Source organism: Mycobacterium sp. PSTR-4-N, from assembly GCF_022348085.1.
Taxonomy (GTDB): Bacteria; Actinomycetota; Actinomycetes; order Mycobacteriales; family Mycobacteriaceae; genus Mycobacterium.
On record NZ_JAKRFN010000018.1, the window covers coordinates 20,066 to 40,052 of the forward strand.

A 19,987-nucleotide genomic window follows, 5' to 3' on the forward strand; every position below is an offset into this window, starting at 1 on the left:
TCACGATGGCTTCGTGCGTATCGAACCGAGCAGTCTCGACGGCGTCGTCACCTTCGTTCCTCAGCCGCACCCCGACGAGCGTGGCTGGTTCACCCGCACCTTCGACGCCGAGATCTTCGATCGGTGGCGCGGTGTCACAGGGGCGGCGGCCGGCTTCCTCCAGGATTCCCAGTCCCGCTCGGCGAGGGGAGTTCTGCGCGGCATGCACGGACGCCGCGCACCCGGCGAAGCCAAGTTGGTGCGATGCGCCCGCGGCGCGGTGCACGACGTGCTGGTCGACGCCCGGCCGGAATCGCCGACGTTCGGGCAGCACGAGGCATTCCTGCTCGACGACGTCACGTTCGCGCACCTGTACGTCCCACCCGGAATGCTGCACGGGTTCCAGGCGCTCACCGAGTGGGCGGACGTGTGCTATCGGATCGACCGCGCGCACGATCCCGCGGACGACCTCGCAGTGTCGTGGCAGGACCCCACGCTGGCGATCGAGTGGCCGCTGCACCCGCCGACGATGTCCGCACGCGACGCCTCGGCCGGCAGCTGGGAAGAGTTGCTCACACGAATTCGCTGACACGACGCATCTTCTCGTCGAGGTGACCGGCGCTCTGCAGATGGGCGAGCCGGGCAAGCCGGGTGAAACTCCGCTCGAAGTCGCCCGCGGTCAGACCGTAGCGGACGTACGCGTCGGCCAGCTCTGCCGCCCCGTCGGCGACGGGCACGACCGCTTCGAAACCGAGTTCGATACGCGCGCGGGCGAAGTCGACGCGGTAGGAGCGCGGGTCGGCACCGGTTTCTCCGGTGATGTCGACGCGCGCCCCGGGAACGGACTCGGCGACGCGGCGGGCGATCTGCTCGACGGTCACGTTGTTGGTCTCGCTGCCGATGTTGTAGGCCCGGCACGACACCAGGTCGGCCGGGGCGGTCAGGCAGAGCGCGAACGCGTCGGCGATGTCGCGGGCATGCACCAGCGGACGCCACGGTGTGCCGTCGGACAGCACGCGCACCACCCCGGTCAGCACCGCGGAGCCGACCAGGTTGTTGAGCACGATGTCGGCGCGCAACCGCGGCGAGAATCCGAAGGCCGTGGCGTTGCGCAGGAAGACGGGCGTGAACGTGGAGTCGGCAAGCGCGGTCAGATCATCCTCGACGCGCACCTTGCTCACGGCGTACGGCGTCAGCGGGCGCAGCGGCGCGGTCTCGTCGACCAATCCGTCGCCCGCCGCGCCGTACACCGAACACGTCGATGCGTAGCAGAACCGTTGCACGCCTGCCTCTTTGGCCAACCGCGCCAGCCGCACGGAGGCGTGGTGGTTGATGTCGTGGGTGATGTCGGGGTTGAGAGCCCCGAGCGGATCGTTCGACAGAGCGGCGAGATGCACCACGGCGTCGATGCCCTGCAACTGCTCGACGGTGACGTCACGCAGGTCACCGCGCAGCGCCGGCGGGTCCGCGGGCTGCGGACCCAGCACGCAGTCGGCGAAGAACCCCGTGTCGAGGCCGACCACCTCGTGGCCGGCCGCCTGCAGCACCGGCACCATCACCGTGCCCAGATACCCCTGGTGGCCCGTCACCAACACCTTCATGCTGTCTCCCCGAATCTCACGATCGTCTTCTCCATCAGGAACGCCTCGGCGTGCCCACTGCGACACTGGATCCCACGCAGTCGGGACAGACCGAGGAACGCGTCCTCGTCGAACCAGTCGCGGTCGGTCTGCGACGGATAGTGCTTGTGCAGCAGTCGCGCCTTCTCCCGCGCGATCTCCGTGCCGATCGGATGGAACACGCTGGGCGCGGGCGTATCCGACTCCCACTTGAGGATCTCGTAGCCCAGGATGAGGTGGTCCCGGAACTCGGTGGGGGTCAGCTCGGCCAGCAGCCGGTGATCCTGGTGGGCGTCCGCGCGCTGCGTGCTGAACACGATGTCGGGCTCACAGCTGTGGCGGAACGCGCGTAGCCCGTTCTTGACGTCGTTCCAGTGCGCGGGGGTGGCCCCGTCCGGGATACCCAGCAGCGTCAACTCCACCTCTGCGTCCGGACAGAACGCCGCGAGCGCACCCCGCTCCTCGGCTTCCCGCTCTGTGCCGGCGCCGCACAGCACCAGTGCGTGCACGCGAAGCCCCGGGTTGCCGCGGCTCAGCGTCAGAAGCGTGGCACCCATGCCGATCGCGATGTCGTCACAATGTGCGCCCAGAACGGCGATCTCGCGCACCGCACCCGTTTGCAGGCCGATCATGACGCCACCGTCTCGTGCCTCTTCTCGTGCTCCCACAGCGCCCACGGCCGCTCCCCGCTGCGGTACGCGGCGTCGAGCTCGGCGCGTTCCTTGAACGTGTCGGCAGGCTTCCAGAACCCGAGGTGCTTGTAGCCGTAGAGCTTTCCGCGGGTGGCCAGCCGGCCGCACACGTCCTCGACCAGATCGCAGTTCTCGGTGAGCATCTCGAGCACCGCGCCGGAGAGCACGAAGTAGCCGCCGTTCTCCCAGATCGGCAACCGGGAGACCGGGGTGATGCCGGTGACCGCGCCGGCATGCGGGCCGGATTCGACGATGTCGACGCAGTGGAACGACGACTGCGGCGGCACGATCAGCATCGACGCCATGGCGCCGGATTCCTTGACCTCGGTGATGATGTCGTTCATCGGCGCATCGGTCAGCACGTCGGCATAGTTGGCCAGGAAGTACTCTTCGCCCTCCAGGTGGGGGCGCACCCGTCGCAGTCGTTCCCCGATGGGTGATTCGGCGCCGGTGTCGACGAACGTGATGGTCCAGTCGCTGATGTCGGTCTGCAGCAGTTCGACCTTGCCGCCGCGGATGACGAAGTCGTTGGACACCGACTCCCGGTAGGACAGGAAGTAGTTCTTGATGTGCTCGGCGCCATAGCCCAGGCACAGCACGAAGTCGGTGTGGCCGAAATGCGCGTAGTAGCGCATCACATGCCAGATCAACGGTCGCGGACCGATCATCTGCATCGGCTTGGGGATCTCGTCGTCGCTTCCGTTGCGCATCCGCATGCCGTAACCCCCGCAGAACAGGACGACCTTCATTGTTGTTCTCCTTCCGCCAGATCGACGACGTGCAGGGTGGGCAACGGATACACCAGGCGCGCACCCCACGACCCCGCGTAGCGCAGCTGTTCGGTGATCTCGCGCTCCAAGTTCCACGGCAGCACGACGATCACGTCGGGCTGATCCTTGGCCAGCTGCGCCGGATCGTGGATGGGGATGCGCGTCCCGGGAGTGAAACGCCCGTGCTTGTAGGGGTTCCGGTCGACGGTGTACTCGATGAGGTCGGAACGGATGCCGCAGTAGTTGAGCAGGGTGTTGCCCTTGCCGGGCGCCCCGTAGCCGACCACGCGCTCACCGCGGGCACGGCAATCGAGGAGGTGACGCAGCAGCCCATGCCGGATGCTCTCGGTGCGCGGCCGCAGCGCGAGGTATCCGCCGACGTCGTGCAGCCCGGCGCGCTCCTCCGAGGCCAGTGCATCGGTGACCCGCTGCGACGGCGCCACCCCGAGTTCGGCCGGCCGGGCCCACAGCCGGATCGACCCGCCGTGCGTCGGCAGCATCTCGACGTCGACGACCGAGAGACCCCCGGCCGCCAGCGCCCGCATCGCCGAGAGCACGGTGTAGTACTGGAAGTGCTCGTGGTAGACGGTGTCGAATTGCCCGAGCGACACCAGATTCAACGCGTGGTGCACCTCGATGCTGCACCAGCCGTCGTCGGCGACCAGGGTCCGCAGCGATCTGGTGAACCCGTTCAGATCGGGGATGTGGGCGTAGACGTTGTTGGCGACGACCAGATCGGCGGGGCCGTGTTCGGCGCGCGTCGCGGCCGCCGTCTGCTCGTCGAGGAACGCCGACACCGTGGGCACACCCCGTCGGCGAGCGGCATCGCCGACGTTGACCGACGGCTCGATGCCCAGGCATCGGATGCCGGCGTCGACGACGTGGGTCAGCAGGTATCCGTCGTTGCTGGCGACCTCGACGACGAACGAATCCTGCTGCAGCCCCACCTTTTCGGTGGCCTCGCCGACGAAGCGACGGGCGTGGTCCACCCAGCTGTCGGAATACGACGAGAAGTAGGCGTATTCGGTGAAGGTGTCCTTCGGTGTGATCAACGCCGGGATCTGCAGCAGCAGGCAGTCCTGACAGATCCGCAGATGCAGCGGATAGGTGACCTCCGGTGCATCCAATTCACCTGCGGTGAGGAACTTCTCGCACGGCGGCGTGGCGCCGAGGTCCAGGACGCTGTGCATCCTGGCCGAACCGCACAACCGGCACGTCATCGTGAACATCCCTTCGCCTGGTAGCGGTAGACGGTGGTGGTCTCGTCCTGCAGGCGAACGCACCACTGCGGACTCCCGGCGAACTGAGCCTCGAACCGGTCGACGGCGTCTGGCGTCGCGTAGCCGAAGTAGGTGAACGCCGCCTTGGCGTCGTCGGTGAAGACGACGTACGTCTCCCCCGGGCTCGCGGCGGCCTGCGCGGTGACGTCGTCGAACTGCCGGCCGTCCGGGAAACCGTCGAGGAAGCCGGGCCACTTCTCGACGACCGGGGTGTCGAACGAGTCGTTCTGCGCGGCGAAGTCGACCCACCTGGCCGTCGCGCGGGTGGGCATCCCCGCCGAGTGCAGGCTCCACAGGGTGGCCGGTGGCCGCGCGCTGTCGACGAGGCTGTTCAGCAGCGCCAGTTCGGAGGGCCGGGCCATGTTCAGATACCAGTTGCCGTAGTACCCCTGCAGGCCGGCGGCGGCGATCGCCGCGAGCGCCGCGGCGGCGACGTAGTGCGCGAGCGGCCGGGTGAAGGCGGCGACGGCCAACGGGGCGATCAGCACGGCGGCGCCGGGAACCGCATAGAGGTAGACGCGGAAGATGGCCTCACCGCCGTAGCTGCTGAACATCAACAGCACGAACGGGCTGAACGCGAGGATCACGGGTATTGCGACGGGGCGCTTTCTGCGCCACCACACCACCGCCGCCACCACGGCCAGCAGCATGACCGTCGCCGACAGCCCCCGGCACACCAGCGACGTGGTCACCTTCGCGAGCGAGCCCGCGTACTCCGCATTCCCCGAACCATTGGCCAGGGGGTTGAGGCTCGACAGCCCGCCGTGTTCGAACACGATGTAGCGCCGCGGGTACAGGTAGCCGAAAAGTACTGCGACATAGCCGATCAGCGTCCAACGCGGGCGCAGGTGGCCGGTGACCGCCAACGCCAGCACGACCCCGAAGATCCAGTACGGCGTCAACTGGTGGGTCGGAACCAGCGCCGCGAACAGAGCGAACGCCAGCCACCCGGCGCGGCGGTCGGCCCGCGACGCCAGCAGCGCCACGACGATGCCCAGCCCCAGCACGAATCCGTATGCCTGAGGGGCGAAGTAGTCCTGGGCCACCCAGTTGGCCAGCTCGGCGATCATCACCGCGGCGAGCACCGCCCGCCGGTCCAGACCCAGCATGGCGGCCAGCGAGCCGACCACCAGCGCCAGCACGGCGTGGATGACCGGGGCGAACCAGTGCGCGACGGATGTCGGGTCCAGCGTGGTGATGTCGCTGAACCAGGCGAACGTGGTGAAGAACGCCGGCCATTCCCGGTAGACGTCGACGCCGGTGGGTGGCAGAACCCGGTGGGTCAGCAGGTAATCGACGATGCCGAGATGCTTGTAGGTCCACGCGTACATCGGCAGGTCCGTGATGAGCGTGGCGGTCAGCCGCAGCACCATGATCGTCGCGACGATGGCGGCGGCCGCGGTGAGCAGTGCGTTGCGGCGCAGCGCCGCAACGAACGTCGCGACGAGCACCGCGGCCAGCACCACCAGTGCCGGTCCGGTCCCGGTCGCCAGCAACCCGAACGGCGACGGTGCGGCGTTCGCCATACCCGGCAGCGCCACCGCCCACGCGCACAGCACCGCCACGATGACGAGGTAGGGCGCGCTCACTCGCCATGACTGCGGGAGCAGCGTGACAGGAACGCGCAGCGGCGGGTGCGGGCGACGCAGCGCGCACAGCACCGCCGAGGCGGCGACGGCGGCCACCAGGGCCACGAGCAGCGGCGCCGGTAGCCAGTCACCCAGCCACGTGACCGTGACCGTGCCGGCGGCGGCCGCCGCCATCCCGGTCGTCGGGACGATCGCCACGGCTGCCGCGACGGGTACTCGCAACCACAGCACCGCCGCCATGCCCGGTCCCGTGAGAACGAACACGGTCAGCAGAACCGCCCGCGCCGGGGCGCCGATCGGTGCCAGGGCCAGAAGGCCGGCCACCGCGGAAACCAACGTCAACCACTCCGGCCGCAACGCGTCGACCCGACGCCGCGGGGGCGCCACGGCGCGATGCCGGCCGCGCACCTGCGGGCGCGGTGATGTGGGCCGTTCCAACAGGTCAGTCACCGGTCACCCGCACCCAGTCGACCGTCATCGCGGCAGGAGACGGCGTGGAGGCATCGGCCGGTCCGGGCCAGGACCCGCCCACGGCGACGTTGAGGAGCAGATAGAACGGCTTGTCGAAGACCCATTGCTGGTCCGGCGGCAGATCCGCCTCCCGGAACACCGCGGTGGTGCGGTCGTCGACGCCCATCGTGATCACCCCGGGGTCGCGCTGCACCCAGTAGGTGTGGAAGTCGTCGACGAAGGACGGCTGGATCGGCTCGGTGCTCGCGAGCTTGTATTCGCGCCCGTCGGAGTCGGGGCCGATCGCCCCGTTGTGGATGAAGTCGGCGCCCGCGATGGTCTCCACCACGTCGAGTTCGCCGCTGCGCGGCCAGCCGACCTGGTCGATGTCGTCGCCCAGCAGCCAGAACGCCGGGTGCAGGCCCGTGCCCCGGGGCAGCTGCAGTCGTGCCTCCGCGCGCCCGTGCACGAACGACAGCTTGTCCTTGGTGGTCAGCCTGGCGGAGGTGAACCCGTCGCCGTCGCGGCGAGCCGTGATCACCAGGTGACCGTCGCCGTCGAGCGCCGCGTTCTCCACGGAGTCGGTGTAGGTCTGCGCCTCGCCGTTGCCCCAGCCGCCGCCGCCGAGGTCGTACCCCCAGCGCGCAGGATCGGGACGGCTGCCTGCAGGACCGTTGAAGTCGTCGAACATCACCACGGCTGCCGACGCGGTGGGCCGGTCGATCGTGCACAGCAGCGTCACCGGCACGACGGTGACCACAAGCAGCGTCCCGGCTCTGAGCCAGGCCCGCCCCGTCCGGCGTCGGCGGGGTTCGTCCTCACCGTCACCACTCACCCGGCGCAGCCACGCAACACAGGGTCCGATCAGGATGATCGCCGACAACGTCTCGGCGGCCAGGTACGCCCACCCGACGCCGACGATGCCCATCGAGCGGGTGGCGAACCAGGAGCCGGCGATGATCACCGCGGTCATCAGCGCCTGCACGCTCAGATAGAGGCCCAGTCGGCGGCGCACGCGGGAGAAGCCCTCGTACACCGCGGCTACCCCGGACAACGGCAAGAACGCGGCGGCCAGCCACAGCAGACCGTGCGCCTCGGCGCGGTACTCCGGTCCGGCGATGCTGAGCATCAGCGGGCCCGCCAGGACCAGGCCCGCGGACGCGGCGATCGCCACGGCCGCCAACGTGCGCACCATGCGCCAGGACAGCGCGGCGATCTGGTCCGGGTGCGCGGCCACCTCGGCGACGTAGGGGCTGACGACGAGGTGCAGCATCAGGTAGAGCGCGCTGATCATCGCCCACGCGACCGCGAAGTAGGCGTTGGCGGCCTCCCCGACCTGGGTCACGACGATCAGCGGGACCACCAGGGGTCCGATGGACCACAGCGACGCGATGCCGAACGACGATCCGAAGTAGGACCACATCTGGCGACGCGGCGGCAGATCCGGCTCGCGCTGCCAGCGGGCGTGGGTACGGCTGCGCCGATCCAGCACGACGTAGGTGCACAGCGCCGCCACGGCGGCGGTCAGCGTCCAGCTCAGCACGATGGTCGCGGCGTGGTCCCAGACCGCCAGCGCCGCCACCGCGGCCAGCTTCGCGACCGCGTGCACGAGGTTCTTCACCGCGGCCCAGCGCGCCACCCCGAGACCGGCCGACGCCTTGTCGAGCAGCGCGAAGACGGCGAGCACGAGCACCATCAGCGGGAAACCGATGATCGCCGAGGGAGTCTGGAACAAGGGGTCGCGCGGACCGAACGCCACGAGTGCGGCGCCGGTCAGCACACCCATGGCCGCGACGAGCACGAATCCGCGGCGCAGCAGGTCGGGTGCGCGCCTGCCGGCGACGGGCAGGAACCGCTCGTAGAGAACGTCGATGCCGAGGGTGGACATCGTCGACAGCAGCACCGCCGAGGTGATGAGTGCCGACGCCAGACCCACCTGGGCAGGTGGGAACAACCGCGCTGCCACCGCCCAGAAGGCAAGGCCCAGAACGCCTGTCGACGCCGTCGACAGGATCAGCGCGACGGTGTTGAGCCTCAGGTTCTGCGCGGCCGTCGGGTCATCTCCGGTGCCGTCACGTCGGTGCGTCGCGAGTGCCGGGCTCATCGTGGCACCGCCAAGGGGGCCACGGACCGCCCTTCCCGCCGCGCGGCGCGGTAGGCCCGAAAGCCGGCCAGCACCGATCGCCAGGCCGGCGTGGTGAGTCCCTCGGGCAGCAGATGAGCCAGTTCGTCAGCCGGTCTCGAGGTGGCCGCCGACGCCGCCAGGTAGGTCGCGAACTGAGGTGCTTTGACCACCGCGGTGCCGAAGGCCCGGGGAGCGATCGCGGGATCCAGCGCGATCTTGGCGATCCAGGCGCCGAGCCCCACTCCGTAGGTCCGGCTCTGCGCGGCCAGTCCCTCACTGCTGGCGCGGTGACGATGCCACACGATCGACGCCGGGTCGTACACCAGTTGGCCGCCGTCGCGCAGCAGTCGGAAGAACATGTCGAGGTCTTCGCCGCCGCCGCTCGGGGAGCCGGCTCCGAGCGCCTCGTCGAAACCACCGACCCGTATCACCGCGGCGCGATCGACGGCGAAGTTCGCCCCGGTGCCGTAGTGCCCGACGGCGAACGGGAACAGCGGGATGTCGAGCGGCGGTGCCGCCCAGTCGAAGACGCGCGCGCGCAGGCAGGTCGACCAGCCGACCCGGGCGTCGAAGTACGCCTGAGCAGGGGTCCGCAGTTCCGCGGCAGGGACAAGACCGGAGACACACGAGACGGCGTCACCGCGGGTGAACCCGCGGGCGACCGCGGTGAGCCAGTGCCTGTCGACGACGACGTCGTCGTCGGTGAACGCCACCACGTCCCCCGCGGCAGCCAGCAGACCCGTGTTGCGGGCCCGGGACAATCCCGGGCGCGGTTCGTCGATCACCCGGACCCGGGCGTCGCCGAGCCCGGCGACGTACCGGTGCGTGGCGTCGGTGGCCGCGGCGTTGTCCACGACGATGATCTCGAGGTCCGGGTAGTCCACCGCCCGGACCGAGTCGAGCGCAGTCTGCAGCATCGACACCCGGTCTCGGGTACAGATCACGACCGTGATCGCGGGAGCCGGTTGCGGCAGGGCCGGCGGTGCCGACGGGTGGGGCAGCGCGGCTGCCGCCGCGCGCAGCCGATCGGCGTCGACGGTTCCGTCGGTGACGTCGAGGGACACGAATCCGAGCGGGCCACCGTCGGCGCGTATCAGCAGGCACGCCCGAGCGAAGCCGCTCGCCTCACGCAGTCGATACCTCGGCGCGTCGCTGTCTGCGCCGAGCGCGTCGACCCACACCTCACCGATCCAGGTCGCGCCATCCCAGGTGGGGGCCTCGGCAGCCGGAAGGACCGGGGCGATCGTGGCCTCGGGCAGGGTCAGATCGGTCATGAGCCCGCACCACCCCGACGGGCCACCGCGCCGCGCAGGTAGCCCGCGGTCGTGACGACGAGGCCGGCCACGATCATGGCCGCGCGCCTCCTACCGCCACGCTGCGGCGACGTCACCTCGCGGATCACCGCGCGCGGGAGCACCCGCATGGCGTAACTCTGTTCGCTGTCCAGCGATTTCGGCGCAGCGGCCAGCCGGGTCACCACCGCTTTGGACAACCCTTCGTGATAGCAGCGGCGCAGGAAGTATCGCGGCGTGGCGCGATCGGCGCTGACGTGGTGCGACACCGCCGCCGACGGATCGAGCAGGACGCGGTCCCCCGGGCGCTGCGCGCGCAACCGCAGGAACAACTCGGTCTCCTCGCCGCCGACCGGCACCGACCCCACCCGGCCGACCTCGGAGCGGAATCCGCCGATCTCGCCGAAGACCGATCGACGCAGCGACATGTTGCAGCCCAACGGATTTCGGACGGACGTCACGTGCTGTGGCTGCCCGACGTAGCTGCAGCCCACCACCCAGTCGAATTCGGCGGGCATCCAACTCGGCCGGCCGGACGGCCAGACCGGCGCGGCGTGGCCCCCGACACCGATCACCCCGGGGTCGCCGTAGTGCGTCAGCAACGCAGCACTCCAGCCCGGTTGCGCCGCGGCGTCGTCGTCGAGAAAGGCGACGATCTCGCCATCGCTTGCCGCGACTCCGGTGTTGCGGGCGTCTGAGAGCCCGCGTTGTCCGGTGTTGCGGCACAACATGATCCGAGGATCGGCACCGAAGCACCCGGTTGCCCGGTCGTACAACTCCTCGTTGTGGTCGATGACGATGACCAGCTGATTCACCGTATCTGGTTCAGCGAGAACAGATTCCACCGCTCGGCACAGATCGACCCAGCGCTCGAGAGTGTAGGCGCAGATCACGACCGACAGGCTGGGCGCCGGTCGGCGCACCTGCGGATCATCGACGTTCTGCAAAAGCATCGCCGTGGAGGTCCTTTCCCGCTCGCCTGGCCGCCGCACACCGGCGCCGGTCGCGCAGGTTGGAAAGGGCGTACAGACCGGTGCGACGCAGCTGCATGTCGTAGGACCGCAGCCGGCCGTAGAGCACATCGCCGGTGGTGACGCGCCAGCGTGTGTCACCGGCCAAGCCGTCACTGAAACCCAGCTGCTGCCGGAGTTGCGAACGCGCCGAGGTCATGGCCGTGGTGGACCCGCTGGCGATCCGGAACGCGGCCAACGTCGAGGGGATGCCGAAGAAGTCACCACGATCGAGGAGGCGGACCCACAGGTCCAGTTCGCTGAGAAACGACGTGACGTGCCGGAAGCCGCCGCAGCGGTCGAAGTCCTCACGCCGGAACATGGCCGCGACGGGCGGTCCGATCGGATTGGTGCCGCTACGCACGATCCGCCGCACCACACGGCCGGCCGGCTGCAAGCCCACGATGCCGGGGAGCCCGCGGTCGGGCCGCATCATCGCGCCGCAGTCGTCGACGAAGTCGGTGCGGGCCGAGACCAGGGTCACCGTCGGCATCGTGTCGAGAACCGATGCCTGCACACGCAGGCAGCTCGGCTCGACGATGTCGTCGGCACACACCACCTTCACGTATCTCCCTCGACTTTCCTGCACCGCGATGTTGAAGTTGTCCATCATCGGGACGGTGACGTCGTTGCGCAGCACGCGAACTCGCGGATCGTCGATCCTCTCGAGGATCTGCGCGGTGTCATCGCTGCTGTTGTTGTCGATGACCACGACTTCGAAGTCTTCGCAGTCCTGGTCCAGTGCGCTCGCCAGCGTGGCCGCCAGGTGGCGGCCCGCCTGATAGGCCGGGATACAGATCGAGACGCGCGGGCGCGGCGCCTGCTCACGCATCTCGCGAACCGGCGCCGTCCTCGACGTGATCGCCGTCGTCGTCGTGATACCAGCCATGTCGTCTTCCCCCCGGTCGACTCTTACTTCTCGGCCGCCAGAGCCTGTAGCACCCGGCCCGAGACACCCGTGTTGTGATCGCGAAGAACGGTGCGCAGCACCCGTATGCCGTCGCGGAACGCGCGCAGATTGGACGTGCCGTAGCGGCGCGGCATCTCCATGCTCGGTACCTCGGCGACGCGCAGCCCGGCCTGCATGGCCCGCACCGTCATCTCCGCTTCGATCTCGAAACCGGTGGCCTGCAACGACATCACCTCGAGGTAGCGGCGATGGAAGGCGCAGAAGCCGTAGCAGAGATCGGTGAGTTCGGCGTCGAAGGCGGAGTTGAACACCCGCAGCAGGAACTTGTTGCCCAGCCGGCGCAGCGGGGTGATGTCCGACGACCCCCCACCGGCGATGAAGCGGGAACCCTTGACGAAGTCGTAGCCGCTGGAGAGGAAGTGCAGGAAGTGTCTGATCTCCTGCGGCGCCATGCTCCCGTCGGCGTCCATCATCACGATCACGTCGCCGGTGGCCGCGCGAAAACCGGTCCGTAGCGCGTCACCCTTACCGGAGCCCTGCTGGGACACCACGCGGATGTCGGGCCGGCAGCTCTGCGCGGTGATGACGGTGGCATCGGTCGAATTGCCGTCCACGAGCACGATCTCGTCCACATCGTCGGTGATCTGTTCGAGCACCCAGGCAACGTTGCGCGCTTCGTTGCGGACCGGAATCACGAGACTGACCGTCATCGTCGGTCGGCCGGCGGCTCGCCGGCCGACGCCAGACCCGGCGCTCAGGCCGGTGCCATGGTTGGCACTGAGCAGACTGGCCGCACGCGGCGCAGTCGCGTCATGCCCATTCTGGGCTACCACTTCAGTCACCCTGACTCCCGTTCTGTTCGACGTTGGCGACGCTCCTCGCGGTCCCTGTGCCGTCGCTCACGGAGCGGCCAGTGCAAAGAGCGCAATGTTCGCTGCGCTGACAGCGACTGGATCAGGAAACGTCCGGTTTGCACGCTAGCAGTGCCCGCGCATGCCGTCTAGGCAAAGTTTTCGAGGCCTCAGCTAACCGTTTTCGGCTAGGTGCCTGTTAATCGGCGAGCCCGTCAAACTATAGCTTTCATCTGCAGCGACAGCCCCTGCGTTGCAGCTTCTGTCATAAACCAAGTGTCACAAATCGGAAAGAACTTGCAGTGTTGTGCAGACTTGGCAAACACATCTGCACCATGGTCCGTACCACCTGTGTGACGCAATTCACAGAAGTCCAAATCATAAATTTTGGCGGACGGGGTCGCTTGTTACGTCTAAGCAAAATTTGTTGCGCCCGCTGCGTACGGTTTCACCACGCACACCCGACCAAGCCTCCACAGAGGTGGAGGCTCGGTCATCTCGCTTCGGCGGGGCGGGTCAGCCCTCGAGCTTGTATCCCAGCCCGCGCACGGTGACCAGGTGCACCGGATTGGCCGGATCGGCCTCGATCTTGCTGCGCAGCCGCTTGACGTGCACATCGAGTGTCTTGGTGTCGCCGACATAGTCCGCGCCCCACACGCGATCGATCAACTGCCCGCGGGTCAGCACTCGCCCGCTGTTGCGCATCAGGTACTCCAGCAGGTCGAACTCCTTGAGCGGCAGCGTGATCGGAGTTCCGTTGACGCTGACGACGTGGCGCTCGACATCCATGCGCACCGGTCCCGCCTCGAGCACACCGTCATCTATGCCCGCATCGTCGGTGTCGGCCCCTCGGCGCAGCACTGCCCGGATTCGGGCGATCAACTCCCGCGCCGAGTACGGCTTGGTCACGTAGTCGTCGGCGCCCAGCTCCAGGCCCACGACCTTGTCGATCTCGCTGTCGCGGGCCGTCACCATGATCACCGGCACGCTCGACCGCGACCGCAGCTGTTTGCACACGTCGGTGCCGCTCATGCCGGGCAGCATGAGGTCCAGCAGCACGATGTCGGCGCCGGACCGCTCGAATTCGGCCAACGCGGACGGCCCGTCGGCCACCACGGTGGCCTCGAAGCCCTCCTTGCGCAGGAGGAAGGCCAGGGGATCGGCCAAGGACTCTTCGTCCTCCACGATCAGCACACTGGTCATCGCAGTCCTAGTCCTCTCGGTCGTCATGCTCGTCGGGGTCGTCCTCCCGCAGATACGCGGGGATCGACAGGGTGAACGTGGAGCCCGTTCCCGGCTGACTCCACAGCCGGATCGAGCCGTTGTGATTGGCGGCGACGTGTTTGACGATCGCGAGCCCCAGCCCGGTGCCTCCGGTGGCCCGGGATCGGGCCTTGTCCACCCGGAAGAATCGTTCGAACACACGCTCCTGATCGGCGGGTGCGATGCCGATACCGCGGTCGGTGACGGCGATCTCGATGTCGTCCCCACGCCGGCGGCGACTGACGGACACCGAGGAGCCGTCCGGGGAGTACGCGATCGCGTTGGAGACCAAATTGGCGATCGCGGTCACCAGCAATGTCTCGTCGCCGAGCACCCGGAAGCCGGTGGGCGCATCGGTCGTGACCGCGATGTCGGCGTTGTCGGCGGCGACCTTGTGCCGCGACAACGCCTCGGCGACCACCGTGTCGACGTCGACCGCTTCCAGATCCGGCAGCCGCTCGCCGCCCTGCAATCGGGACAGTTCGATGAGTTCGCCGACCATGCTGGCCAGCCGGTGGGACTCGGTGACCATCTTCTCGGCGAAGTGCCGAACCGTCTCGGGGTCCTCGGCGGAGGCGAGCACGGCCTCGGCGAGCACGCCCATCGCCCCGACCGGAGTCTTCAGCTCGTGACTGACGTTGGCAACGAAATCGCGGCGCGTCGCCTCCATCCGCGCGTGCTCGGACTGATCGTCGACGTAGAGCACCGCGAACCGGCGATCGTCCTCCGTCAGCAGTCGCACGTGGCCGCGGACCGAGAGCCCGGACCGTCCCGACCGCTCGCGTTTGCGGGGCGACAGGTCGAACTCGACGTCATCGCCGCTGGCCAGTGTCCGCTGGGCGGCCCGCCACGCCCTGTCGTCGAGCAACCGGTCACGGACCAGCCCGAGTTCGGTCGCGCGTTCGTTGGTGTAGACGACGTCGCGATAGGTGTCGACGACGACGATGCCGACCGGTGACTGGGCCACGGCGTGGCGCAGCATCTGCGACACCGTGATCCCGGTCTGCTCGACCGCGCGGCGCTCACGCCGCTGACGAAGTCGCGTGGCCGCCCCCAGGCCGAAGACCACACCGATCGACACGCCGAGCAGTGCCACGACCGCTGCGAGCAGCAGCGCCGAGGAGACACTCACGCGAAAATCGTACGCACTCGGTGAACGTCATCCCAGCAGCGTGCGGCGAAAACCGGACAAGTCACACACCCAGAGACCGATGTTCGGCCGGGCGCCGACAACCGTTCACCTTCTGTTCGCCCGACGCGGGCGGGGCGTCCTACTTCGCGCCCTGGGACGCCACGGCGGCGGCGCCCGCGGCCGCCGCGTCGGGGTCCAGATACGTGCCCCCGGCGACGGTCGGCTTCAGGTCGCCGTCCAGGTCGTAGCGCAGCGGGATACCGGTCGGGATGTTGAGTCCCACGACGTCGTCGTCGGACATCCCGTCGAGGTACTTGACCAGCGCCCGCAGCGAGTTGCCGTGTGCGGCGATCATCACGGTCTTACCGCTGCGCAGGTCGGGCACGATGACGTCGGTGAAGTACGGCACGAACCGCTCGACGACGTCTTTGAGGCACTCCGTCAGTGGCGGCCCGCCGGGCACGTCGGCGTAGCGGGGATCGGCGTCCTGGCTGTACGTGCTGCCCGGCTCGATCGGCGGCGGCGGGGTGTCGTAGCTGCGCCGCCACGCCATGAACTGCTCGTCGCCGTACTTCGCTTTGGTCTCGGCTTTGTCCAGCCCCTGCAACGCGCCGTAGTGCCGCTCGTTGAGCCGCCAGTCCCGGTGCACCGGAATCCAGTGCCGATCGGCCTTGTCCAGCGCGATGTTGGCCGTCGTGATGGCCCGGCGCAGCAGTGAGGTGTAGAGCACGTCGGGCAGCCGGTCGAGCTCGGCGATCAGCTCACCCGCCCGGGCGGCCTCGGCGCGACCCTTGTCGGTCAGATCGACGTCGACCCATCCGGTGAACAGGTTCAGCGCATTCCATTCACTCTCGCCGTGGCGAACGAGGATCAGCGTCGCGGTATCTGCCATGGGCCGATCTTCTCACGGGTCAGTTCTTGTCGTGGTCCTCGATGAGATGGGAGAACGCCTCGAGGTTCTTCAGCGACTCACCCCGCGAGACCCGCCACTCCCACTCCTTCTGGATGGAGGTGCGGAAACCCAACTCCAGCAGCGTGTTGAAGTCGTTGTCGACGGCCTCGAGGACCTGGCCGAGCACCCGGTCGATCTCCTCGGGGGTGACTGACGCCAGAGACATCCGGCCGACGAGATAGATGTCGCCGACGTTGTCGAGCGTGTAGGCGACGCCGTAGAGCCGTCGGTTGCGCTTGAGCAGGAACTTGTACACGCCTTCGAAGTTCTCGTCGGGCTTGCGGCACACGAAGGCCTCGATGCGGACCGAGTGTTCGCCGACGGTCAGGATGGTGTTGGTGGTGAGCCGACGCTCACCCGGGAGCGCGACCACCAGACCGGGCAGTCCGCCCGCCGCACCCTTGTGCAGGGTGTAGGGCAGATCGTGTTCGGCCAGCGTGCGCTCGATGACGGCTTGCACGTTGTCTGTGGTCATGCCCGTACTCCTCTGCGCATCGAGAACCGTCGCCCGCCCCGGCGGGCCGCGACGAGTGGTTGGTGGCGTCCCTGGTGCTCGGCGATCGCCCGTCCGTAACTGCCGAGCAGCGCATCGACGGTGTGCCCCCAGGAGAACCGGGCGGCGTGTTCGGTGGCGGCACGCCCCAGCGAATCGGGGTCGGCCGTCAGGATCCGCGACAGTGTGGCGGCCCAGTCGGCCGGGTCGTGGCCGTCGACCAACGCACCGCTGACGCCGTCGCGCACCGCGACCGGCAGGCCCCCGACCGACGCCGCGACGACGGGGGTGCCGCACGCCTGAGCCTCGACGGCGACCAGACCGAACGATTCCGAATAGCTGGGCACGGCGACGACGTCGGCGGCGCGGTAGACCTCCACCAGGCCGGCCCGGGATTGCGGCGGCAGGAACGTCACGCGGTCGGTGACACCCAGCTGGGCGGCAAGCCGTACCAGGCCGTCGGGCTGCGCCAGACCCGATCCCGACGGCCCGCCGGCGATCACCACATGCACACCGGGGAGCAGGGCCGCTGCGCGCAGCAGCACGTCGGGCGCCTTCAACGGCTGGATGCGACCGACGAACGCCACGATCGGCACACCCTGCGGCAGGCCGAGCGCGGTTCGGGCGGACGCCGAGTCGCCGGGGGTGAACGTGGTCAGGTCGACCCCCGGATACACGACGTCGATCTGACCCGGGTCCGCATGATGCAGCGAAACCAGTTGCGCCGCCTCGTGTTCGGTGTTGACGATGAGACGGTCGGCGGCGTCGACCACCTGCTGCTCACCGATGGAGCGCAGGGGAGGTTCGGGGGTGTCACCCTCGGCGAGGGCGGAGTTCTTGACCGCGGCCAGCGTGTGCGCGGTGTGCACCAGCGGCACCGCCCACCGGTCGGCGGCCAACCAGCCCACCTGCCCGGAGAGCCAATAGTGCGAGTGCACGACGTCGTAGTAGCCGGGCTCGTGGGTGGCCTCGGCGCGCAGCACGCCGGCGGTGAACGCACACAGCTGCGTGGGCAGGTCGTTCTTCTCCAGCCCCTCGAACGGGCCGGCGGCCACGTTGCGGACCAGCACGCCCGGCGCGACCGGCACCACCGGTGCGTCCGTCGACGAGGTCGCCCTGGTGAAGATCTCCACGTCGACCCCGCGGCGCGCCATCTCCAGCGCGGTCTGCAGGACGTAGACGTTCATGCCGCCGGCATCACCGGTACCGGGCTGCGCGAGCGGCGAGGTGTGCACGGACAACACCGCCACCCGGCGCGGCACGGGCAAAGGGTCGGTCGTCGGGCGCACAACATCATGTCTACACCGCGCGACCTCACCGCCCTCTCAGGCACTCACCTCGGGGCGACGGGCCTCGGCACGGCGCATGGCTCCGACCGGGTCGGCGAAGATGCCGCCGAGCGACACGATGCCCGCGCCCGCTTCCTGCACCCTGTTGCCGAACGCGGTCATCCGGATGTCGCGGTGGCCGAGCACCGAGCGCCGCGCGAACGCCTGCTCCACGACGCCCATCGCGTCGGTGTACTCCGTGAAAGCCTGTCCCCCGACCACCAGGTCGTCGGGATTGAGCATGTCCCTCAGCAGCGCGACGGCCTCGCCGAGAACCCGGGCGCGCTCGGTGACCAGCGCGACGGCCGCGTCGTCACCCTGCCGGGCGGCGCGCAGCACCGCGGTCACCGTCGACCCGGGCCCGTCCGCCGGCACGATGCGGGCTCTGCGCGCCGCCACGAGCACCGCTTCGTCGCTGACCGTCGACTCCAGTTCTCCGGTGCCGCCGAGCAATTCGGAGTGCGCCGGCAGCGCGGCGATCGTGCCGGGACCGCTGGCCGGGGAGTGCACCTGCCCGGCGATGGCCAGCGCGTAACCGACCGTCTCGCGGGCGTAGACGTACAGGCTGGTCGTCGGCCGGCCGGAGCGCCGGCGCGGCCCCAGCAGCAACTCGGCTCCGGCCATGGCGTCGACGTGGGCGGCCAGCGACACGGGGAGGCCGAGCGCCTCGGCGAAGGCGGGCCCCACCGGCGCATCCGACCAGCCGAGCCGGGGGTGGTCGAGGTAGCCGGTGGCGCTGTCGACCACGCCGCCTGCGGCGACCCCCACCCACAGCGGGCGTCTGCGATGCCACCGGCTCAGGTAGCGCTGGGCGCTTGCCGCGATCGCCGCGATCGCCGCCGACTGCGTGCCGCGCGGTGTGGGCGTCTCCACCACATCGAGCGTGCGGCCGAGCAGGTCGGTCGCCACGATGCTGGTGGTCCGCGCGCCGATGTGTACGCCGAGTGTCAGGAACGGTTCGTGGTTGACCTCGACGGGCACGCGGGGCCTGCCGATGGCACCGGAGGCCGACAGGTCAGCGCGCTCGCGCAGCAGCCCGACGTCGAGCAGGGCGGTGACCTGCCGGTTCACCGTGGCGATCGACAGATCGGTGACACCGGCGATCGCGTCGCGCGCGATGGGACCGCGGTGGCGCGCCGCGGCGAACACCGTCGCCGCGGCCGCCTCGGGCATCCGCAGCGCCGGCGGCACGATCTGGTGCACCAGGGCCTGCGCGGGCCGGGTGCGGTGCGAACGGGCGGGAATCGAGCTGGTCATGGAATCGTCTCCGGATCGGTCTGTCGGTGGGCGGGGCCACACCTGGCGACGCGACGGGACGTGCGGGCGTCGGGTTGCAGTCAGGCGCGGCGAGGTGCGCAACAACAACACGCACGCCGCGCGGCAGCCGTGACTGCCTGACTCATACCGGACACGCGGTCAATCTAGCACGGGGCCTAGGGTTGGGATCATGACGACGCCATCAGATGCCCGCCCCGTCGCCGTGGTCACCGGCGCGAGCGCGGGAATCGGGGAAGCCACCGCCAGAACCCTTGCCGCACAGGGCTTTCACGTTGTCTGCGTGGCTCGCCGCGAGGGCCCGATCACGGCGCTGGCGGCCGAATTGGACGGTACCGCGATTGTGGCCGACGTCACCGACCCCGAGGCGGTGGCGGCGATGGCCGGCCGGCTGGACCGGGTCGATGTGCTGGTCAACAACGCCGGCGGGGCGCGTGGACTGGAGTCGGTGGCCGACGCCGACATCGAGCACTGGCGGTGGATGTGGGAGGCCAACGTGATGGGCACCCTGCACGTCACGCGGGCGCTGCTGCCCAAGCTCATCGCCTCCGGCGACGGGCTGATCGTCACCGTGACGTCGATCGCCGCGGTCGAGATCTACGACAACGGCGCCGGATACACCTCGGCCAAGCATGCCCAGGGCGTGCTGCACCGCACGCTGCGCAGCGAGCTGCTCGGGCAGCCGGTGCGGCTGACCGAGGTCGCGCCGGGCATGGTGAAGACGGAGTTCTCGCTCAACCGCTTCTCCGGTGACGACGAGCGCGCCGCGAAGGTCTACCAGGGGGTCACGCCGCTGGTGGCCGAGGACATCGCCGAGGTGATCGGGTTCGTGGCGAGCCGCCCGTCGCACGTCGACCTCGATCTGATCGTGGTGCGGCCGCGGGATCAGGTCAGCGGCGCCGCGGGTTCACGCTTCAACCGCCGGACGTGACCAGCCGCCGGTCCACTACGCCCAAAACAACGTTCGGGTGCGAAAA

At 69.2% G+C, this 19,987-nt stretch carries 18 protein-coding genes; 2 read left to right on the forward strand and 16 right to left on the reverse strand.

What is annotated here, in order from left to right; genetic code table 11:
• The first annotated feature begins 13 nt into the window (after nt 1-13).
• Nucleotides 14-568 (forward strand): dTDP-4-dehydrorhamnose 3,5-epimerase family protein, encoded by a 555-nt coding sequence (locus tag MHN84_RS21310; protein ID WP_241206502.1) that lies wholly within the window; start codon nt 14-16, stop codon nt 566-568.
• On the opposite strand, the gene MHN84_RS21315 is transcribed toward MHN84_RS21310, so the two are convergent.
• The 16 genes from MHN84_RS21315 to MHN84_RS21390 all read right to left on the reverse strand — a co-directional run bounded on the left by MHN84_RS21315 (nt 552) and on the right by MHN84_RS21390 (nt 18,992).
• Nucleotides 552-1,580: an NAD(P)-dependent oxidoreductase gene (locus MHN84_RS21315; protein ID WP_241206503.1), complete on the reverse strand. Its 1,029-nt coding sequence runs from the start codon at nt 1,578-1,580 to the stop codon at nt 552-554. The genes MHN84_RS21310 and MHN84_RS21315 overlap by 17 nt on opposite strands.
• Nucleotides 1,577-2,230, reverse strand: a complete 654-nt coding sequence (locus MHN84_RS21320; RefSeq protein ID WP_241206504.1) for a PIG-L deacetylase family protein — start codon at nt 2,228-2,230, stop codon at nt 1,577-1,579. The genes MHN84_RS21315 and MHN84_RS21320 overlap by 4 nt, the downstream gene beginning before the upstream one ends.
• Nucleotides 2,227-3,039, reverse strand: a complete 813-nt coding sequence (locus MHN84_RS21325) for a glucose-1-phosphate cytidylyltransferase (RefSeq protein ID WP_241206505.1) — start codon at nt 3,037-3,039, stop codon at nt 2,227-2,229. Before MHN84_RS21325 ends, MHN84_RS21320 begins: the two co-directional genes overlap by 4 nt.
• Nucleotides 3,036-4,280, reverse strand: a complete 1,245-nt coding sequence (locus MHN84_RS21330) for a class I SAM-dependent methyltransferase (protein ID WP_241206611.1) — start codon at nt 4,278-4,280, stop codon at nt 3,036-3,038. The genes MHN84_RS21325 and MHN84_RS21330 overlap by 4 nt, the downstream gene beginning before the upstream one ends.
• Nucleotides 4,277-6,379, reverse strand: coding sequence for a hypothetical protein (locus MHN84_RS21335; protein ID WP_241206506.1), 2,103 nt, complete (start codon nt 6,377-6,379; stop codon nt 4,277-4,279). Before MHN84_RS21335 ends, MHN84_RS21330 begins: the two co-directional genes overlap by 4 nt.
• Complete coding sequence (locus tag MHN84_RS21340) at nt 6,372-8,483, reverse strand: family 16 glycosylhydrolase (protein WP_241206507.1); 2,112 nt, start codon at nt 8,481-8,483, stop codon at nt 6,372-6,374. Before MHN84_RS21340 ends, MHN84_RS21335 begins: the two co-directional genes overlap by 8 nt.
• Nucleotides 8,480-9,778, reverse strand: coding sequence for a glycosyltransferase family 2 protein (locus MHN84_RS21345; RefSeq protein ID WP_241206508.1), 1,299 nt, complete (start codon nt 9,776-9,778; stop codon nt 8,480-8,482). Before MHN84_RS21345 ends, MHN84_RS21340 begins: the two co-directional genes overlap by 4 nt.
• Nucleotides 9,775-10,749 (reverse strand): glycosyltransferase family 2 protein, encoded by a 975-nt coding sequence (locus tag MHN84_RS21350; RefSeq protein WP_241206509.1) that lies wholly within the window; start codon nt 10,747-10,749, stop codon nt 9,775-9,777. Before MHN84_RS21350 ends, MHN84_RS21345 begins: the two co-directional genes overlap by 4 nt.
• On the reverse strand, nt 10,727-11,695 hold the full coding sequence (locus MHN84_RS21355) for a glycosyltransferase family 2 protein (protein WP_241206510.1): 969 nt from the start codon (nt 11,693-11,695) through the stop codon (nt 10,727-10,729). The genes MHN84_RS21350 and MHN84_RS21355 overlap by 23 nt, the downstream gene beginning before the upstream one ends.
• 23 nt (nt 11,696-11,718) lie before the next feature.
• Nucleotides 11,719-12,474, reverse strand: a complete 756-nt coding sequence (locus MHN84_RS21360) for a glycosyltransferase family 2 protein (protein ID WP_241206612.1) — start codon at nt 12,472-12,474, stop codon at nt 11,719-11,721.
• 609 nt (nt 12,475-13,083) lie between these two features.
• Nucleotides 13,084-13,770, reverse strand: a complete 687-nt coding sequence (gene regX, locus MHN84_RS21365) for a two-component sensory transduction protein RegX (protein ID WP_241206511.1) — start codon at nt 13,768-13,770, stop codon at nt 13,084-13,086.
• 7 nt (nt 13,771-13,777) lie between these two features.
• Nucleotides 13,778-14,962 carry a cell wall metabolism sensor histidine kinase WalK gene (locus MHN84_RS21370; RefSeq protein WP_241206512.1) on the reverse strand — a complete coding sequence of 395 codons (1,185 nt, stop codon included), beginning with the start codon at nt 14,960-14,962 and terminating at the stop codon, nt 13,778-13,780.
• A gap of 139 nt (nt 14,963-15,101) precedes the next feature.
• Nucleotides 15,102-15,854, reverse strand: coding sequence for a phosphoglyceromutase (locus MHN84_RS21375; protein WP_241206513.1), 753 nt, complete (start codon nt 15,852-15,854; stop codon nt 15,102-15,104).
• Between the two features lie 19 nt (nt 15,855-15,873).
• Nucleotides 15,874-16,389, reverse strand: coding sequence for a YbjN domain-containing protein (locus tag MHN84_RS21380; RefSeq protein ID WP_241206514.1), 516 nt, complete (start codon nt 16,387-16,389; stop codon nt 15,874-15,876).
• A complete protein-coding gene (gene mshA / locus MHN84_RS21385; RefSeq protein ID WP_241206515.1) occupies nt 16,386-17,696 on the reverse strand; it encodes a D-inositol-3-phosphate glycosyltransferase in 1,311 nt (436 codons plus the stop codon). The genes MHN84_RS21380 and mshA overlap by 4 nt, the downstream gene beginning before the upstream one ends.
• 36 nt (nt 17,697-17,732) lie before the next feature.
• Complete coding sequence (locus MHN84_RS21390) at nt 17,733-18,992, reverse strand: ROK family protein (RefSeq protein WP_241206516.1); 1,260 nt, start codon at nt 18,990-18,992, stop codon at nt 17,733-17,735.
• 190 nt (nt 18,993-19,182) lie between these two features.
• Here MHN84_RS21390 and MHN84_RS21395 point away from each other — a divergent pair, with 190 nt between their 5' ends.
• On the forward strand, nt 19,183-19,941 hold the full coding sequence (locus MHN84_RS21395) for an SDR family oxidoreductase (protein ID WP_241206517.1): 759 nt from the start codon (nt 19,183-19,185) through the stop codon (nt 19,939-19,941).
• Nucleotides 19,942-19,987: the final 46 nt, after the last annotated feature.

Excerpts from the sequence above, each read along its gene's own strand:
- MHN84_RS21315 (WP_241206503.1), bottom strand. The coding sequence starts at position 1,580 with ATGAAGGTGTTGGTGACGGGCCACCAGGGGTATCTGGGCACGGTGATG.
- MHN84_RS21320 (WP_241206504.1), bottom strand. The coding sequence starts at position 2,230 with ATGATCGGCCTGCAAACGGGTGCGGTGCGCGAGATCGCCGTTCTGGGC.
- MHN84_RS21325 (WP_241206505.1), bottom strand. The coding sequence starts at position 3,039 with ATGAAGGTCGTCCTGTTCTGCGGGGGTTACGGCATGCGGATGCGCAAC.
- MHN84_RS21330 (WP_241206611.1), bottom strand. The coding sequence starts at position 4,280 with ATGACGTGCCGGTTGTGCGGTTCGGCCAGGATGCACAGCGTCCTGGAC.
- MHN84_RS21340 (WP_241206507.1), bottom strand. The coding sequence starts at position 8,483 with ATGAGCCCGGCACTCGCGACGCACCGACGTGACGGCACCGGAGATGAC.
- MHN84_RS21345 (WP_241206508.1), bottom strand. The coding sequence starts at position 9,778 with ATGACCGATCTGACCCTGCCCGAGGCCACGATCGCCCCGGTCCTTCCG.
- MHN84_RS21350 (WP_241206509.1), bottom strand. The coding sequence starts at position 10,749 with ATGCTTTTGCAGAACGTCGATGATCCGCAGGTGCGCCGACCGGCGCCC.
- MHN84_RS21355 (WP_241206510.1), bottom strand. The coding sequence starts at position 11,695 with ATGGCTGGTATCACGACGACGACGGCGATCACGTCGAGGACGGCGCCG.
- regX (WP_241206511.1), bottom strand. The coding sequence starts at position 13,770 with ATGACCAGTGTGCTGATCGTGGAGGACGAAGAGTCCTTGGCCGATCCC.
- MHN84_RS21375 (WP_241206513.1), bottom strand. The coding sequence starts at position 15,854 with ATGGCAGATACCGCGACGCTGATCCTCGTTCGCCACGGCGAGAGTGAA.
- MHN84_RS21380 (WP_241206514.1), bottom strand. The coding sequence starts at position 16,389 with ATGACCACAGACAACGTGCAAGCCGTCATCGAGCGCACGCTGGCCGAA.
- MHN84_RS21390 (WP_241206516.1), bottom strand. The coding sequence starts at position 18,992 with ATGACCAGCTCGATTCCCGCCCGTTCGCACCGCACCCGGCCCGCGCAG.
- MHN84_RS21395 (WP_241206517.1), top strand. The coding sequence starts at position 19,183 with ATGACGACGCCATCAGATGCCCGCCCCGTCGCCGTGGTCACCGGCGCG.